Consider the following 16,430-nt stretch of genomic DNA (forward strand, 5'->3'; position numbering starts at 1 on the left):
ACATAGACTTTGTGATAGTCAGTAAGACGTTATCACAAAGTTTTTTTATGCTTAAAATAATATGAAAAGTGAATATTTTGTGTATTTTGTCACATTCCATCATCGATGAAGCGCTTTCTTGATATACTGAATTTGACAAATTAAGGGAGTGGTAACTATGGAAAAAGTGCAGGCTACACAGGAGAATAACAACCTATTAAAAAATAAAAAGGAAAAAAAGAGTAAAAGTGGTTATAAGCCAATTTGGATTATTATAAGCTTTGCCATTTTATTAATTATCTTGTTATTACCAACACCAGCAGGGTTACCAATAATGGCAAAAGGAGCACTTGCCATCTTAGCGTTTGCCGTTATTATGTGGGTAACCGAAGCTGTAACGTATCCAGTATCAGCAACAATGATTTTAGGTTTAATCATTTTAATTTGTGGATTTAGTCCAGTCCAACAACTGTCAGAGAAACTAGGTAATCCAAAAGAGGGAGATAAAATATTATCTGGCGCAGATTGGTTAGGCACGGGAAATGCATTAACGCATGCCTTTAGTGGATTCTCTACATCTGCAGTTGCATTAGTAGCTGCGGCATTATTTTTGGCAGCAGCGATGCAAGAGACGCAATTACATAAACGTTTGGCTTTACTAGTGCTATCAATTGTAGGTAATAAAACACGTAATATTGTTATCGGTGCAATCTTAGTTTCAATTTTACTAGCTTTCTTTGTTCCTTCAGCAACTGCAAGAGCGGGTGCAGTTGTACCAATCTTATTAGGTATGATTGCTGCATTCAAAGTATCAAAAGAAAGTAAACTTGCATCACTTTTAATTATTACAGCAGTCCAGGCCGTTTCGATTTGGAACATTGGTATAAAAACAGCGGCTGCTCAAAATATTGTAGCTACTAATTTTATTAATCAGAACTTAGGACACGATGTGTCATGGGGAGAATGGTTCTTATATGCTGCACCATGGTCTATCCTTATGTCAATCGCATTATTCTTTATCATGATGAAAGTGATGCCACCTGAACATAAAGAAATTGAAGGCGGTAAAGAATTGATCAAAGAAGAATTAGATAAATTAGGACCAGTCTCTTTTAGAGAATGGCGTCTGATAATTATATCTGTGTTATTACTTTTCTTCTGGTCTACTGAAAAGATTCTACATCCTATAGACTCTGCGTCAATTACTTTAATTGCTTTGGCAATTATGTTAACACCTAAAGTTGGTGTTATTACATGGAAAGGTGTAGAAAAAACAATACCTTGGGGAACAATTATAGTATTTGGAGTAGGGATTTCACTAGGGAATGTACTATTAAAAACAGGCGCTGCACAGTGGCTGAGTGACCAAACCTTCGGGCTTATGGGGTTACAACATATGCCACTCATAGCTACTATTGCTCTTATAACACTATTTAATATCTTGATTCATCTTGGGTTTGCGAGTGCAACAAGTTTATCTTCCGCGCTTATACCAGTATTTATATCACTTACAGCTACATTACATTTAGGTGATCAATCGATTGGATTTGTGCTAATTCAACAATTTGTAATTAGCTTTGGTTTCTTATTACCCGTTAGCGCACCACAAAATATGCTTGCTTATGGTACGGGTACATTCACAGTTAAAGACTTCCTAAAGACAGGAGTACCACTAACTATTATTGCCTATATCTTAGTAATTATATTTAGTTTGACATATTGGAAATGGTTAGGATTGGTTTAAAGACTTTGGTATTTCATTAAGTCGAAACATAAAGTTTCTGATTTTAATTATTGGAAAAAGGGTAAAGTTAATGAACCTTTAATAACAGGAGTGAAATGATGACTATAGGTGTAATACTAAATCGCGTTTTCCGAATTAATAATAATCCATTATTTGAATATATTCATCAGAATAAAGAGGATATTGAGAAATGCTACCTCATTATTCCACAGGAAATATTTGAAGAAGATGGCACAGACATGAAAGCAAATTATTATTATGGTGTAATGCAATCATTTCTAAATGACTTAAGACAGTATGATATTGAACCCTACTTGTTAGACTATAGTGATTTAGGAGATTTTTGTGAGGATAAATCTCTCAGTGAAGTTATTGTTGCTGGCGATATTATGAGTTATCATCAAGAAAGTTATGATATTCGTCATTTAAAAAAGGCTTTCAACAAGCACAATATTACAGTTACCACAGTGCGTGCCAATCACTATTTCAAACCAAGCGCTACGATGAACAAACAAGGGGAACCATACAAAGTGTTTACCAGCTTTTATAAGGCACATCGTTCTAAACTAAGAAAGCATGACTCTTATGCCTATAAATTAAAGGACTTGTCAGATTTATTCGTGAAATCTCAGCAAAAGTTAATCCAAGATTATTCGAAGTTTGGCCTTTCAGAAACAAAAGCAATTAAAAAATGGAATGATTACATAGATCAAGACATACAAAATTATGAAACCAATCGTGAATATTTGCCTGAAGTCTTAACGAGTCAGTTAAGTATCATTTTAGCTTATGGCATAATAGACATTAAACAAATTGTTACTCAATTGTTAGAGCGTTATGAAGAGGACGAACATAATATTGAACAGTTTATACGAGAATTGATGTTCAGAGAGTTCTATTATGTGTTAATGACACAATATCCAAACACAGCTCATGAGGCATTTAATGAAAAATATCGTGAAATTAAATGGGAGTATAATAAGGATGAATTTAAAAGTTGGTGTGAAGGGCGTACTGGTTTTCCAATAGTTGACGCAGCAATGACTGAACTAAATCAAACTGGATTTATGCATAATCGTATGAGAATGGTTGTTTCGCAGTTTTTAACGAAAGATTTGTTCATTGATTGGACATGGGGTGAGGATTATTTTAGAAGAAAATTAATCGATTTTGATTCCGCATCAAATGTACATGGTTGGCAATGGTCTGCATCTACAGGGACAGATGCTGTTCCTTACTTTAGAATGTTTAATCCAAGTCGTCAGAGTGAACGATTTGATAAAGATGCTTTGTACATTAAAACGTTTATACCACAATTAAATGATGTTACTCCTAAATTATTACATGAACCTTTTAAACATGAAGCGGAGTTAGAACAAGAAGGTATTAAACTAGGTCAGGATTATCCAAAACCACTAGTCGATCATAAAGAAGCAAGAGACCATGTTATGTCAGTATTTAAACAAATATAAAAAATAATTGGAGTGAGATAGCAATCAAATTAAATGCTGTCTCACTCCAATTTACTTTTGTTGGAAGGGAGTGGGGCAGAAATAATATTTTACAAAAATTATTTTACCCCAGCCTGCTTTGCTTGTAGATTTTCTTGTTGAAAATCTCTTTGCTTGGGCCCCGTACCCCAGCTTGCATAGCATGTAGAATTTCTTGTTGAAAATCTCTTTGCTGGGGCCCCGTACTCAACTACGATTCATTATCTATATTCGAACTACTTACGTAAGTGTGTGAACACTTATCTTCACCAAGGTTTTAAGTGTTATTTTAAGGCAAATAAGCATATATAAACGGCTACGTATTCTAAGAAAGTAACCAAATACATATATTTTAATCGTAGTTTGACATTTAATGGCACTTCCCATTTAGGATAACGGCGTTCATAATAAAAAATTTGAACGAGATACAAACCAATGCCAAGTGGTAATAACATAAGGATAATACTATGTGTCATACTAAAACCATTTTTATGAAAGAAATGTCCAATAATGAGTTGTAAAGCAATAATAATAATTGGAAGAATTATAATGTGCCAAATCATTTTGCCACTCTCACTCCTTTCACGAATATAACGATTACGGTTTGTAGTAATACCATAAGTAAAATAAATGTTATGGATTGTGTATTTAAAGATGCAATCACCTGACGAATAATAGTGAAAGGTTCAGTAATCAAATGAACAGTATGGAATCTTAAAAAACGTCCCATATAAATACCTAAACCATTTAAGAACATAAGTACTACAATTAGAGTACGATTTAGCCATAATTTTGAAGTAAAATGCATCAAATTTATAAATATAAGAATCATACAATACATTGCTAAAAAGACACCTAATAATAGGTAAGTAAAATATAGCCATTCCATAATATTTAATTGAACATAAAAATCAAATGTAAATTGATTTAAATGAATTAAATCCGTTAGCATATAAAAAGTATTAGGCACTAGCAATACAAAAATTAAACCAAATATTATAAATAGTGGCCATTCATATTTTTTTCTTGGCTTAAATAATCTTAATAGTAAACATAACTCAAATGGTATATAAGCTAAAAAGAGGTTTAAACTCATAAAATTAAATACACGTGTTTCAAATAGTGAGAATGTGAAAAGTATTATGAAATATATTCTGGCAATATAACGCGAAGTCATGTTATACACTACTTTCTTTAAAAAAATAAGAGTTTATTTTAGTTAGTCAATGATTAATAATAAAGGTTACCTAAATGGTAATCAAATATTTAAGCATTATGTTTATCTAGTTAAAAGAAATTTAAAGATATAAAACGCTATTTTAATGTAATAAATGAGGAATACATATAATAACCCATAGATGCATATCTAAATATGTCATCTATGGGCTAATTTAATTTATACATTGCATTAAGGTCTTAATAAGTTCAATCCAGTTTCTTCATCATGTGTACGATTAACATCTAAGTTAGTCATTTGAATTACTATTTCAGCCGTAGCTGATACAACAGCTTTCGTTAAATGACCACTCAATGTTTGGAAATCACGTGTTCCGAATGTTCCATGTAAATGCGCAAATGGTTTATCGTCAATATGTGAAATATTGCCAAGTAAACTTGTTAGTTCTAAAGCTTCATTAACTTCACGTGCTTCATATTTTTGAGTGTCTAAATTATAAAAATTCAACGTTACATTGTCACATGCGCCTATACCACTAACTGAACCGAATTTCATTTCTTGTTCCACAGCAAATTGTGTTAGGACTTCTACAATATCTTCGCCTTTGTCTAGCACTAAAAGAAACGTTTGACCATCTTTATTATATTTCATCATCGTCACCTCAATTTGATAAGTTACCTACATTATACTAGCCAGTGAGTTTTATTGCTTAGAATTTAAATCTTACTATTGTAATATAGAAGTTAAATAGTATACAATGTCCTAATATTATGTAATTTTCAACTATGTTATTAGACGTAGCTCATTTATATTTAATCAGAAGCATGATTAAAATTGATCTTCAATGAAATGATGAAATTTACCAAATAAAAATGAAATGAGGTGTCATCATGAAAAAACAATTATTTACATTGTACTTCAATATTTTCTTAATCTTTGTAGGTATCGGATTGGTAATACCTGTACTCCCCGTTTACTTGAAAGATTTAGGTCTAAAAGGTAGCGACTTAGGCATATTGGTAGCAGTGTTTGCCTTATCTCAAATGATTATTTCACCATTCGGTGGTACGATGGCTGATAAACTTGGAAAAAAATTAATTATCTGCATTGGTCTAGTTCTATTTGCCATATCGGAGTTTCTATTCGCTATCGGTCATCATTTTCCTGTATTAATCGCTTCGCGAATATTAGGTGGTTTTAGTGCAGGGATGGTAATGCCTGGTGTAACTGGTATGATTGCAGATATTTCACCAGCTAAAGATAAAGCCAAGAACTTTGGGTATATGTCAGCTATTATCAATTCAGGCTTTATTTTAGGTCCAGGGATTGGCGGATTTTTAGCGGAATTCTCTCATCGAGCTCCATTTTACTTTGCGGGAACTTTAGGTGTATTAGCATTTATCATGTCTTTATTATTAATTCATAACCCACGCAAAGAAACAACTGAAGGATTCCATTCAATTGAACCGGAAGTATTTACAAAAATTAACTGGAAAGTCTTTATTACGCCAATTATTTTGACATTAGTACTGGCATTTGGTCTATCAGCATTTGAAACATTATTCTCGCTTTATACAGCTGAGAAAGCCAACTATACACCACGTGATATTTCAATCGCAATTGTTGGTGGTGGCGTAGCAGGAGCGGTATTCCAAGTCTTCTTCTTCGACAAATTTATGAAATACATGACTGAATTAACCTTTATTATCTGGTCATTACTCTATTCAGCGATTGTACTTGGTTTATTAATCTTGTCACATAGCTATTGGACGATCATGTTTGTTAGTTTTATCGTGTTCATTGGATTCGATTTGATTCGTCCAGCACTTACGAACTACTACTCTAACATTGCAGGTAATTGTCAAGGTTTTGCGGGTGGATTAAACTCCACATTTACTAGTATGGGGAACTTTGTAGGTCCATTAGTAGCAGGCGCTTTATTTGATGTTAACGTGGAATTTCCTTTATATATGGCAATCATAGTTATGTTGTTCGGTATCGTGATTATTTTTGTTGAAAAAGCACTGCAAGCAACGAGACGTCGAAAACACACAACGAAGTAAAGATCATAGAATGGATAAGTAAGAGACAATATGAATATTAAATGAAATAGGCAATGATATCATTCGTTTTTAATTGAAAAATTGACGATGTCATTGCTTGTTTTTACATTTATGTTGTTAAATTGTAACAATATAGCGTCGATTATTAATAGAAGTATTACAAAGATTACAGTTATTTTAAATTGCAGTCTACATAATTATTTTTACTCTCTATATATGTTAAGATAAATAAAAATTTAGAGAGAAATGTGGGTAAGGAGATGAATTTAAAAAACATACTTTTAGGTATGGTGGCTGTAATTTTATCGTTATGTCTAGCTTTCTTATTATTTATAGCTACAAACCAAAATGCCTTAGCTAAAGTGCATCAGACTATTTCTACATTTTCAAAGATGAGTAGTGTCTCTGCAACTGAGAAAATGTTAGATATTACTACAAGTCACACAGCTAAAGCATCAGAAAAAAATGCTGATGAACGCAAAATGGAAACACACTATAATAAAATAGATTCCACTTCCCATGACAATGCAAATAGTAATAAGCATGAATATTCTTCTGAAGAATGTAGAATAATTGCTCAAAATTATACGAATCATCAATATGGTAAAGTGGTCAATTTAGAACGTAGTGGTGAAACGAATCAAGATATTACGTATCAATTGAATCCAAACCATCAATCACAAAGTAGTAATATTGCAGTAAATAAAACGGGTAAAATAGAAGCCTTATCTAATAACGCACAATGAGCGCGCCTTTTCTTATAATAGAGAAGAGCGCTCTTTTTATTTTTCATAGAAAGCGTAGTAAGATTATAGATAAAGATGAAATTGAGGTGAACGTGTATGAAACATAAGAAAACAAATGCGATGCGTATGTTAGACAGAGCTAAAATAGATTATGAAGTCAAAACATTTGAGGTGGAAGATGGGCATATGGATGGTGAACGCGTTGCAGAATTAGTCGGTGAAAATGTCCATGATGTTTTTAAAACACTTGTATTAGAAAATGCTGAACATGATCATTTCGTATTTGTAGTTCCAGTCAGTGAGTCATTAGATATGAAAGCAGCGGCAAGTGTCGTTAATGAAAAGAAATTACAGCTAATGCCATTAGATAATTTGAAACAAGTAACAGGTTATATACGAGGTGGTTGTTCTCCAGTAGGCATGAAACATTTATTTCCAACTACGATTGATCAATCTGCTTCTTTACGTGAAAAAATTATCGTGAGCGGTGGACAACGAGGAATTCAAATTGTGTTACAACTTCAGGATCTTGTTTCAATGACAAATGCACAAGTAGAAGACATTACTCAAAAATAGCAATATAGTGACAGATATTACAAATGGGATGACAAATTGTGTAATATCTGTTAATTTTTAAACCGAAATGAATGTTTTTGATTGTTTTTGACAATTTGTGATTGAAAAATGTAAGCGTACACATTATAATGTGAGTTGAAGCGGGGTGGTTAAATGATTTCTGAAAAAAGACATGACTTAATACTTCAGGAATTAAGGAAAAAAGATTTTCTCACACTCCAAGAATTAATAGATCGAACAGGTTGCAGCGCTTCAACTGTTAGAAGAGATTTATCGAAATTGCAACAACAAGGTCGACTTCAAAGAGTTCATGGAGGAGCAACATTAAATAGTAATAGAAATAATGAACCAATTCTGTCGGATAAATTGTCGCAAAATTTAAAAGAAAAAAGAATGATTGGTCAATTTGCTGCAAAACTCATCGAAGATAATGACTGTATTTTTATGGATGCTGGTTCATCAACGATTGAAATGATTCCATTCATTAAAGCACAAAATATTGTAGTGGTTACAAATGGATTAACGCATGTTGAAAAGTTACTTAACCAAGGCATCAAAACTTTGATGATAGGTGGACAGGTTAAAGAAACAACATTTGCCACAGTAGGTGCTAGTGCACTTGATACATTGAGTCGTTATTGTTTTGATAAGGCTTTTTTAGGAATGAATGGTTTAGATTTAAAATATGGTCTTACAACGCCAGATGAAAAAGAGGCACTAATAAAAGAGAAGGCCATGGAACAAGCAAATCAATCATATGTTTTACTTGATCATTCAAAAATAGATGAAGTTTATTTTGCACATGTGCCAATTAGTCAAAACCATGTTGAAATGGTGGTTTCAAAACAAACAATAGCACTTTCACATTTTGAACAATATAAAGAGAAGTACGTGTTTATAGGAGGGTAACCATGATTTATACAGTAACATTCAATCCATCTATTGACTACATTATGTTTACTAATGGATTTGAAATAAAAGGGTTAAATAGAGCGACATCTACTTATAAATTTGCAGGTGGGAAAGGTATCAATGTATCTCGTGTTTTAAAAACACTAGGTGTACCATCTACAGCATTAGGATTTGCTGGAGGTTTTCCTGGAGAATTTATAGCTCAAACATTAGAAGAAAGTCAAATTAAAACGGACTTTATTAAAGTTGATGAAGATACACGTATTAATGTAAAACTGAAATCTGGTGACGAAACTGAAATTAATGCACCAGGACCGTCTATTACTGATGACCAATTCCTAGCATTATTAAATCAAATTAAACAGACAACAAAGGAAGATACAGTTATTGTTGCTGGTAGTGTACCTAAGAGTATTCCAAGTGATGCGTATGCTCAAATTGCAGAAATAACTCAAAGCACAGGTGCAAAATTGGTGGTTGATGCTGAAAAAGATTTAGTTAACACAGTGCTAAAATATCAACCATTATTTATTAAACCTAATAAAGATGAATTAGAAGAAATGTTTGATATGACTGTTGAGAGCGACCAAGATGTTGTTAAGTATGGTCGTGAAATCTTAAAAGAAGGTGCACAATCAGTCATTATATCTCTAGGTGGAGATGGTGCAATTTATATAGATAAAACGCGTAGTATAAAAGCTCAAAATCCTAAAGGACAAGTCGTTAATACGGTTGGTTCAGGAGATAGCACTGTTGCTGGTATGGTGGCAGGTCTTGAATCTGGATTATCACTTGAAGATGCATTTCAACAAGCTGTTGCTTCTGGGACAGCAACGGCATTTACTGAAGATTTAGCAACAATAGAAGATATAGAAAAAATTAAATCACAAGTTACTATTACAGTACTTGATGGGGAGTGAAATTAATGAGAATCACAGAATTACTAACAAAAGATACAATTGCTATGGATTTATCAGCGTCTGATAAAAATGGTGTCATTGATGAACTAGTGAATCAATTAGATAAAGCTGGCAAATTAAGTGATATTGCTCAATTTAAAGAAGCAATTCATAATCGTGAATCACAAAGTACAACAGGTATTGGAGAAGGAATTGCAATTCCACACGCAAAAGTAGCAGCAGTAAAATCTCCAGCCATTGCCTTCGGTAAATCTAAAGAAGGTGTTGATTACCAAAGTTTAGATGGTCAGCCTGCACATTTATTCTTCATGATTGCTGCTCCAGAAGGTGGCGCACAAACACACTTAGATGCGCTAGCTAAATTATCTGGTATCTTAATGGATGATAAAGTGAGAGAAAGCTTATTACATGCAAACTCTCCTGAAGAAGTACTTCAAATTATTGATAATGCAGATGATGAAGCAACTAAAGAAGAAGAAAAAGAAGCACAAGAACAAGAAGCAGCTGTCGCTGGTGCAACAAGTGGTTCTACAAGCACAACAGACCCTAATGAACCTTATGTATTAGCAGTAACAGCATGTCCTACAGGTATCGCACATACTTACATGGCTCGCGATGCTTTGAAAAAGCAAGCCGATAAAATGGGCGTTAAAATGAAAGTTGAAACAAATGGTTCAGGCGGTATTAAAAATCATTTAACTCAACAAGACATCGAACGTGCGACAGGTGTTATCGTAGCTGCAGATGTTCATGTTGAAACAGATCGTTTCGACGGTAAAAACGTAGTTGAAGTACCAGTTGCTGATGGTATCAAACGACCAGAAGAACTTATTAATACAGCACTTGATACAAGTCGTAAACCATTTGTAGCACGTGGTGGTAACTCTAAATCTACAGATAGTGAAAGTAATGAGAAACAAAGCTTTGGTAAAGCGTTCTATAAACACTTAATGAACGGTGTATCAAATATGCTACCTTTAGTAATCGCTGGTGGTATCTTGATGGCTATCGTATTCTTATTCGGTGCTAACTCATTTGATCCTAAAAGTTCTGAGCACAACGCTTTTGCAGAACAATTATGGAATATAGGTAATAAGAGTGCCTTTGCCTTAATCATTCCAATCTTATCAGGTTTCATCGCTCGTAGTATTGCAGATAAACCAGGTTTCGCAGCTGGTTTAGTAGGCGGTATGTTAGCCATTTCTGGTGGTTCTGGATTTATCGGTGGTATTATTGCAGGTTTCTTAGCAGGTTACTTAACACAAGGTATTAAATATATTACACGTGGCTTACCACAAGCAGTTGAAGGTTTAAAACCAACGTTAATTTATCCATTATTAAGTGTAACTATCACTGGTTTATTAATGATTTATGCATTTAACCCGCCAGCAGCATGGTTAAATAACTTATTATTAAATGGATTAAATAGCTTATCAGGTTCAAATATTGTATTACTTGGTTTAGTTATCGGTGCAATGATGGCTATCGATATGGGTGGACCATTTAACAAAGCAGCTTATGTATTCGCTACTGCAGCCTTAACAGAAGGTAACGCGGCACCAATAACTGCAGCAATGGTCGGTGGTATGATTCCACCATTAGCAATTGCGACAGCAATGTTAATATTTAAGCGTAAATTCACTAAAGAACAACGTGGCTCAATCGTACCAAACTATGTAATGGGATTATCATTCATCACTGAAGGTGCTATTCCATTCGCGGCAGCGGATCCACTTCGTGTGATTCCATCAATGATGGTAGGTTCAGGTGTCGGTGGTGCAATTGCATTAGCATTAGGTTCAAGAATCAATGCACCACACGGTGGTATCATTGTTATTGCAGCGACTGACTTTAGTCATATCTTACAAACATTAATTGCTTTAATTGTAGGTACACTTGTTTCAGCAATTATGTATGGTTTATTGAAACCAAAAGTAACTAAAAACGAAATTGAAGCTTCAAAAGCTATGGATGAATAGAAATAAAAATCTCTTGCCCTAATAATTGGGCGAGAGATTTTTTAATACTTTAATTTATTCTTCATAACTAGACGAGGAGTCTATATTATCAAGATTGGGACAAGATAATGAATTCATTATGAATTATGTCTTGCTCCATTTTTGTCTTAGTCATAAATTTCAGCGCTAATAAAACATTATCATTTCAAATTGGTATAGAGTCATTAAAATATGTAAAAATGGGTAGACATATGAGAGTATGTCATAGGAAGTAAAGCGTTTTAGTGATAAAGAATTTATGCTTTGTGACTCCCGAGCGCTTTAGTGTAGTCCTCTCTTGACTATTACGCAATATTAGTTTTAAATGATAAGTTGTAACTTTTTAATCAAAAGCGTTACAATCAACTATTTGTAATTAATATATGATAAAATAAAAGTAATACATTTTTTCGGGGGTGTCGCAATGGGAAGGTCTTAACATGTGTTTATATCGTCAAAGCACATTACGAATTAAATTCGTGTTACCCATATGGGACACATTTATTTGGAGGTGAATCCCTAGGAATAGGGAATTAATTGGATACAGTGACCATAATAAATTTAGTAATATTTTTTCTATTAATAGCATTAACAACAGTATTTGTAGGTTCAGAATTTGCATTAGTTAAAGTACGTTCAACGCGTATTGAACAGTTAGCTGAAGAAGGTAATCGTAGCGCTAAAATTGTCAAAAAGATGATTGCAAATCTTGACTATTATTTATCAGCCTGTCAATTAGGTATTACAGTTACTTCATTAGGATTAGGTTGGTTAGGGGAACCAACATTTGAAAAATTGTTGCATCCTCTATTTAACTTATTACAGTTACCTGATGCATTAACTACAACAATCTCATTTGTAATTTCATTCATCGTAGTGACTTATTTACACGTAGTATTAGGTGAATTAGCACCGAAATCTATAGCAATTCAACATACAGAAAAATTAGCCCTAACTTACGCTAGACCATTGTACTATTTCGGTAATATAATGAAACCTTTGATTTGGTTAATGAATGGTTCAGCACGTGTGATAATTAGAATGTTGGGTGTTGATCCAGACGCTCAAACTGATGCTATGTCAGAAGAGGAAATTAAGATCATTATTAACAACAGTTATAATGGTGGTGAAATCAACCAAACAGAATTAAACTATATGCAAAATATCTTTTCATTTGATGAGAGACATGCAAAAGATATCATGGTACCACGTACTCAGATGGTGACTTTAAATGAACCATTCAATGTTGACGAATTATTAGAGACGATTAAAGAACATCAATTTACACGTTACCCAATTACTGAGGATGGAGACAAAGACCATATTAAAGGTTTCATCAACGTTAAAGAATTCTTAACAGAGTATGCTTCTGGGAAACCTATCAAAATCAATAATTATATCCATGAATTACCAATGATTTCAGAAACAACTCGCATTAGTGATGCGTTAGTTAGAATGCAACGTGAACACGTACATATCAGTTTAATTATTGATGAGTACGGTGGCACAGCTGGTATTTTAACAATGGAAGATATTCTTGAAGAAATTGTCGGTGAAATACGTGATGAGTTTGATGATGATGAAGTAAATGACATCGTTAAACTTGGTGAAGATACGTATCAGATTAATGGACGTGTCCTTCTTGATGACCTCAATGAAAAATTCAACATTGAATTTAAAGATTCAGAAGACATTGATACAATAGGTGGTTGGCTCCAAGCCCACAACACTAACTTACAAGTTGAAGATCATATCGATACACAATATGATCGTTGGATTGTGTCTGAAATGGATAATCATCAACTAGTTTGGGTTGTACTTAAATATGAGTTCATCGATAATAGACCAACATTCGGTGAAGACGAAGATGAAAGTGAAGATAAAAAAGATAATAGCGATGAAAGTCGTGAATAATTTAAAGAGTATTGGATGAATTAATACTATACAAAGCTATATCGCAAATTTGCATAAACTGACTGAGCTGAGAAGGCGCTCTAAATGAAGCGTTTCTCAGTTCTTTTTAACTTTGAGGGCTGGGACAACGAATTCAAAAGAATTCTGTCCCAGTCCTTTTAATTGTTCAATACACTCTATTAGAGTTATCCTAATTATTACTAGATTGAAAATTATCAAGAACGTTAGGAGAAGATATTATGGTAAATGACACACAAATTTTAAACAATGGTTATCCGATGCCGAGATTTGGCTTAGGTGTCTATAAGGTTACAGATGAAGAAATGGAAACAGCGATTCAAGCTGCATTAGATGATGGTTATCGTGCATTTGATACAGCGTATTTTTATAATAATGAAGCAGCACTCGGTAAAGCACTAAAAAATAGTGGAGTGCCTCGAGAAGACTTGTTTATTACAACTAAACTATGGAACGACCATCAAGGTTATGATAGTACACTTGAGTATTTTAATCGCTCATTAAATAATTTAGGTTTAGAATATATCGATTTATATTTAATTCACTGGCCTTGCGAAAAAAATGAACTTTATATTGAAACATATAAGGCATTAGAAAAATTATATGAAGAAGGTAAAATAAAAGCAATTGGAGTATGTAACTTCAAAGTGCATCACTTAGAAAAATTAATGCGTGAAACTAATATTGTACCTCAAGTTAATCAAATTGAAGTGCACCCTTACTTTAATCAACAAGAAGTCCAAGATTTCTGCGATAAGCATGATATAGTAGTTACTGCATGGATGCCATTAATGAGAAACAGAGGATTGTTAGACGATCCTACTATAACAAAACTAGCAAAAGCGTATGATAAAACACCAGCGCAAATCGTATTACGTTGGCACGTGGCACATAATCGTGTTGTCATTCCAAAATCTAAAACACCATCACGTATAAGAGAAAATCATGATATATTTGATTTCAATCTTGAACTAACAGAAATAGCTGAAATAGATAGTTTAAATCGCAATGCGCGTCAAGGTAAAGATCCTGATGAAGTGAGTATAGGTGATTTGAAATAAATTGGTTTCTATTAAATGGAATCAGACATTGAAAATTATAGAATGATTGTATATTTTTTATTTAATTTTTATTAATTATTTGTTAATTGCATAGTTTTTAGTAGAATAGTTATTTATTTTATTGATAAAATAGTACTAAGAATGATGAAAAGGATGTAATTTAATGAAAATCAGAGTCATTGTGCCTTGTTTTAACGAAGGTGAAGTCGTAACAAAAACTTACGACAAATTGACTGAAATTTTGATGAAAGATAGCTTGGACAAAGGGTATGATTATGACCTTTTATTTGTCGACGATGGTAGTAAAGATAACACAATCGACCATGTTCAACATTTAGCAAGCTTAGATCAACATGTTAAATATATTTCTTTCAGCCGAAATTTTGGTAAAGAATCAGCAATGATAGCTGGTTTTCAACATAGTGTGAAATGTGATGCTGTGGTGATGGTAGATGGAGATTTACAACATCCACCAGAATTCATTCCACAAATGATAGAAGGATTCCAAGAGGGGTATGACCAAGTTATTGCTAAGCGAGATCGAACAGGAGAGAACTTAGCCCGTAAGTCAATGACAAAGTTATATTATAAATTGATAAATAGCTTTGTCGAAGACATTGAATTCATAGATGGTGTCGGTGACTTTAGATTATTGAGTCAACGCGCAGTTAAAGCAATGGCTTCTCTTAAAGAATATAACCGCTTTTCAAAAGGTTTATTTGAATGGATTGGTTACAATACTAAAATCTTTACATATCAAAATGTAGAACGAGAAGCGGGTCATTCTAAATGGACATTCACTAAATTATTAAATTATGGTATTGATGGGCTAATTTCATTTAATAATAAACCTTTACGTGCGATGATTTATCTCGGAATGACGATATTCAGTTTAAGTATCGTTTATATCTTGTATCTGCTGATAGGTATAATGGTCAATGGCATTAATAATCCTGGTTATTTTACAACGATAGCTGCGGTATTACTTATTGGCGGAATTCAATTGATTTCTATTGGTGTAGTAGGTGAATATATTGGACGGATTTACTATGAAGTTAAGCAACGACCTAAATATATTGTGCAAGCATCAAATTTAAAAGAACCAACGCACGATCTAAAAGTAGTAGAGCAAGAGAAAGAAAAAGTACATTTATAAAAATCAAAATAAACGCTTGAAGTTCTAAATGATGAAACTTCAAGCGTTTAATTATTTTCTATATGATGTTTTAAATTAGTATTTTTAAGTTGCCATGTTAGATAGATACCTAAAAGAATATAAATGATTAAGAAGATATACCAGAATGGCGTCAAAATAGTTAATAATACAATCGAAATTATAATAAGCATATAGCCTATAGTAATTGGAAATTTAAGCTTTTTTATAAATTTAAAAATTCCAAGTTCTCCTCTAGAGAAAGTACCTAAAAATATCGCACTAGCACCTATTAAGAATATTGTTGGCGCTAAGTATGGAACAGACATGTAAATTGATTGATCACTTGATCCATAGGTAATAAATAATGAGCAACTTATTATGATAGAAAATATCAAGGCAATCGATTTATACTCGTAAATAACAAGTGTATAGTGTTGATGATTCAAGTAATATTGAAGTCCCAACCAACATATAAAAAAAGCGATTGAGCATAACGTTATAAAATTAAATTTGTCGATGACGATAGCATTAATTAAAGCGTTAATCGTTATTGCTATTAATACGGAGCTAAATTTAAGCTGTTTGAATTGGTGCTTATATAAGTCAAAGCCGAGTACACCAAGCACTACGGCGATATTAATTAATACATATATAATCATGCTGTACTCCTATCTAAC

15 protein-coding genes are annotated in these 16,430 nt (G+C 33.0%); 11 read left to right on the top strand and 4 right to left on the bottom strand.

Annotated elements, in window-relative coordinates; translation table 11 throughout:
- The first annotated feature begins 157 nt into the window (after positions 1 to 157).
- Both F1592_RS05810 and F1592_RS05815 read left to right on the top strand, forming a co-directional pair.
- Positions 158 to 1,723 (top strand): SLC13 family permease, encoded by a 1,566-nt coding sequence (locus F1592_RS05810; protein WP_016930918.1) that lies wholly within the window; start codon positions 158 to 160, stop codon positions 1,721 to 1,723.
- 98 nt (positions 1,724 to 1,821) lie between these two features.
- Positions 1,822 to 3,195, top strand: a complete 1,374-nt coding sequence (locus F1592_RS05815; protein ID WP_053017222.1) for a cryptochrome/photolyase family protein — start codon at positions 1,822 to 1,824, stop codon at positions 3,193 to 3,195.
- 302 nt (positions 3,196 to 3,497) lie between these two features.
- On the opposite strand, the gene F1592_RS05820 is transcribed toward F1592_RS05815, so the two are convergent.
- The 3 genes from F1592_RS05820 to F1592_RS05830 form a co-directional block, all read right to left on the bottom strand.
- Positions 3,498 to 3,776 (bottom strand): hypothetical protein, encoded by a 279-nt coding sequence (locus F1592_RS05820; protein ID WP_053017223.1) that lies wholly within the window; start codon positions 3,774 to 3,776, stop codon positions 3,498 to 3,500.
- Positions 3,773 to 4,390, bottom strand: coding sequence for a DUF1361 domain-containing protein (locus F1592_RS05825; RefSeq protein WP_037536452.1), 618 nt, complete (start codon positions 4,388 to 4,390; stop codon positions 3,773 to 3,775). Before F1592_RS05825 ends, F1592_RS05820 begins: the two co-directional genes overlap by 4 nt.
- 231 nt (positions 4,391 to 4,621) lie before the next feature.
- On the bottom strand, positions 4,622 to 5,041 hold the full coding sequence (locus F1592_RS05830) for a PPC domain-containing DNA-binding protein (protein ID WP_053017224.1): 420 nt from the start codon (positions 5,039 to 5,041) through the stop codon (positions 4,622 to 4,624).
- 239 nt (positions 5,042 to 5,280) lie between these two features.
- On the opposite strand from F1592_RS05830, the gene norA reads away from it, so the two are divergent.
- The 9 genes from norA (at position 5,281) to F1592_RS05875 (ending at position 15,753) form a co-directional block, all read left to right on the top strand.
- Positions 5,281 to 6,453 (top strand): multidrug efflux MFS transporter NorA, encoded by a 1,173-nt coding sequence (gene norA / locus F1592_RS05835; RefSeq protein ID WP_149809654.1) that lies wholly within the window; start codon positions 5,281 to 5,283, stop codon positions 6,451 to 6,453.
- 260 nt (positions 6,454 to 6,713) lie between these two features.
- Positions 6,714 to 7,199 (top strand): hypothetical protein, encoded by a 486-nt coding sequence (locus F1592_RS05840; RefSeq protein ID WP_011276458.1) that lies wholly within the window; start codon positions 6,714 to 6,716, stop codon positions 7,197 to 7,199.
- Between the two features lie 96 nt (positions 7,200 to 7,295).
- Positions 7,296 to 7,775, top strand: a complete 480-nt coding sequence (gene ybaK / locus F1592_RS05845) for a Cys-tRNA(Pro) deacylase (RefSeq protein ID WP_053017225.1) — start codon at positions 7,296 to 7,298, stop codon at positions 7,773 to 7,775.
- 153 nt (positions 7,776 to 7,928) lie between these two features.
- Complete coding sequence (locus F1592_RS05850) at positions 7,929 to 8,684, top strand: DeoR/GlpR family DNA-binding transcription regulator (protein ID WP_053017226.1); 756 nt, start codon at positions 7,929 to 7,931, stop codon at positions 8,682 to 8,684.
- A 2-nt stretch (positions 8,685 to 8,686) separates the two neighbouring features.
- A complete protein-coding gene (gene pfkB, locus F1592_RS05855; RefSeq protein WP_053017227.1) occupies positions 8,687 to 9,607 on the top strand; it encodes a 1-phosphofructokinase in 921 nt (306 codons plus the stop codon).
- Between the two features lie 5 nt (positions 9,608 to 9,612).
- Entirely contained in the window at positions 9,613 to 11,586 is a 1,974-nt protein-coding gene (locus F1592_RS05860; protein ID WP_053017228.1) for a PTS fructose transporter subunit IIABC, read from the top strand.
- A gap of 555 nt (positions 11,587 to 12,141) precedes the next feature.
- A complete protein-coding gene (locus F1592_RS05865; protein WP_037536437.1) occupies positions 12,142 to 13,518 on the top strand; it encodes a hemolysin family protein in 1,377 nt (458 codons plus the stop codon).
- 239 nt (positions 13,519 to 13,757) lie between these two features.
- The gene (locus F1592_RS05870) at positions 13,758 to 14,597 is read left to right on the top strand and encodes an aldo/keto reductase (protein WP_053017229.1); all 840 of its coding nucleotides are present in this window, start codon (positions 13,758 to 13,760) and stop codon (positions 14,595 to 14,597) included.
- 163 nt (positions 14,598 to 14,760) lie between these two features.
- Entirely contained in the window at positions 14,761 to 15,753 is a 993-nt protein-coding gene (locus tag F1592_RS05875; protein ID WP_053017230.1) for a glycosyltransferase family 2 protein, read from the top strand.
- A gap of 47 nt (positions 15,754 to 15,800) precedes the next feature.
- On the opposite strand, the gene F1592_RS05880 is transcribed toward F1592_RS05875, so the two are convergent.
- A complete protein-coding gene (locus F1592_RS05880) occupies positions 15,801 to 16,412 on the bottom strand; it encodes a DUF2273 domain-containing protein (protein ID WP_053017231.1) in 612 nt (203 codons plus the stop codon).
- Positions 16,413 to 16,430: the final 18 nt, after the last annotated feature.

Source organism: Staphylococcus sp. GDX7P312P, from assembly GCF_008385775.1.
GTDB classification, from domain to species: Bacteria; Bacillota; Bacilli; order Staphylococcales; family Staphylococcaceae; genus Staphylococcus; species Staphylococcus haemolyticus.

Excerpts from the sequence above, each read along its gene's own strand:
- F1592_RS05810 (WP_016930918.1), top strand. The coding sequence starts at position 158 with ATGGAAAAAGTGCAGGCTACACAGGAGAATAACAACCTATTAAAAAAT.
- F1592_RS05815 (WP_053017222.1), top strand. The coding sequence starts at position 1,822 with ATGACTATAGGTGTAATACTAAATCGCGTTTTCCGAATTAATAATAAT.
- F1592_RS05820 (WP_053017223.1), bottom strand. The coding sequence starts at position 3,776 with ATGATTTGGCACATTATAATTCTTCCAATTATTATTATTGCTTTACAA.
- F1592_RS05825 (WP_037536452.1), bottom strand. The coding sequence starts at position 4,390 with ATGACTTCGCGTTATATTGCCAGAATATATTTCATAATACTTTTCACA.
- F1592_RS05830 (WP_053017224.1), bottom strand. The coding sequence starts at position 5,041 with ATGAAATATAATAAAGATGGTCAAACGTTTCTTTTAGTGCTAGACAAA.
- norA (WP_149809654.1), top strand. The coding sequence starts at position 5,281 with ATGAAAAAACAATTATTTACATTGTACTTCAATATTTTCTTAATCTTT.
- F1592_RS05840 (WP_011276458.1), top strand. The coding sequence starts at position 6,714 with ATGAATTTAAAAAACATACTTTTAGGTATGGTGGCTGTAATTTTATCG.
- ybaK (WP_053017225.1), top strand. The coding sequence starts at position 7,296 with ATGAAACATAAGAAAACAAATGCGATGCGTATGTTAGACAGAGCTAAA.
- F1592_RS05850 (WP_053017226.1), top strand. The coding sequence starts at position 7,929 with ATGATTTCTGAAAAAAGACATGACTTAATACTTCAGGAATTAAGGAAA.
- pfkB (WP_053017227.1), top strand. The coding sequence starts at position 8,687 with ATGATTTATACAGTAACATTCAATCCATCTATTGACTACATTATGTTT.
- F1592_RS05860 (WP_053017228.1), top strand. The coding sequence starts at position 9,613 with ATGAGAATCACAGAATTACTAACAAAAGATACAATTGCTATGGATTTA.
- F1592_RS05870 (WP_053017229.1), top strand. The coding sequence starts at position 13,758 with ATGGTAAATGACACACAAATTTTAAACAATGGTTATCCGATGCCGAGA.
- F1592_RS05875 (WP_053017230.1), top strand. The coding sequence starts at position 14,761 with ATGAAAATCAGAGTCATTGTGCCTTGTTTTAACGAAGGTGAAGTCGTA.
- F1592_RS05880 (WP_053017231.1), bottom strand. The coding sequence starts at position 16,412 with ATGATTATATATGTATTAATTAATATCGCCGTAGTGCTTGGTGTACTC.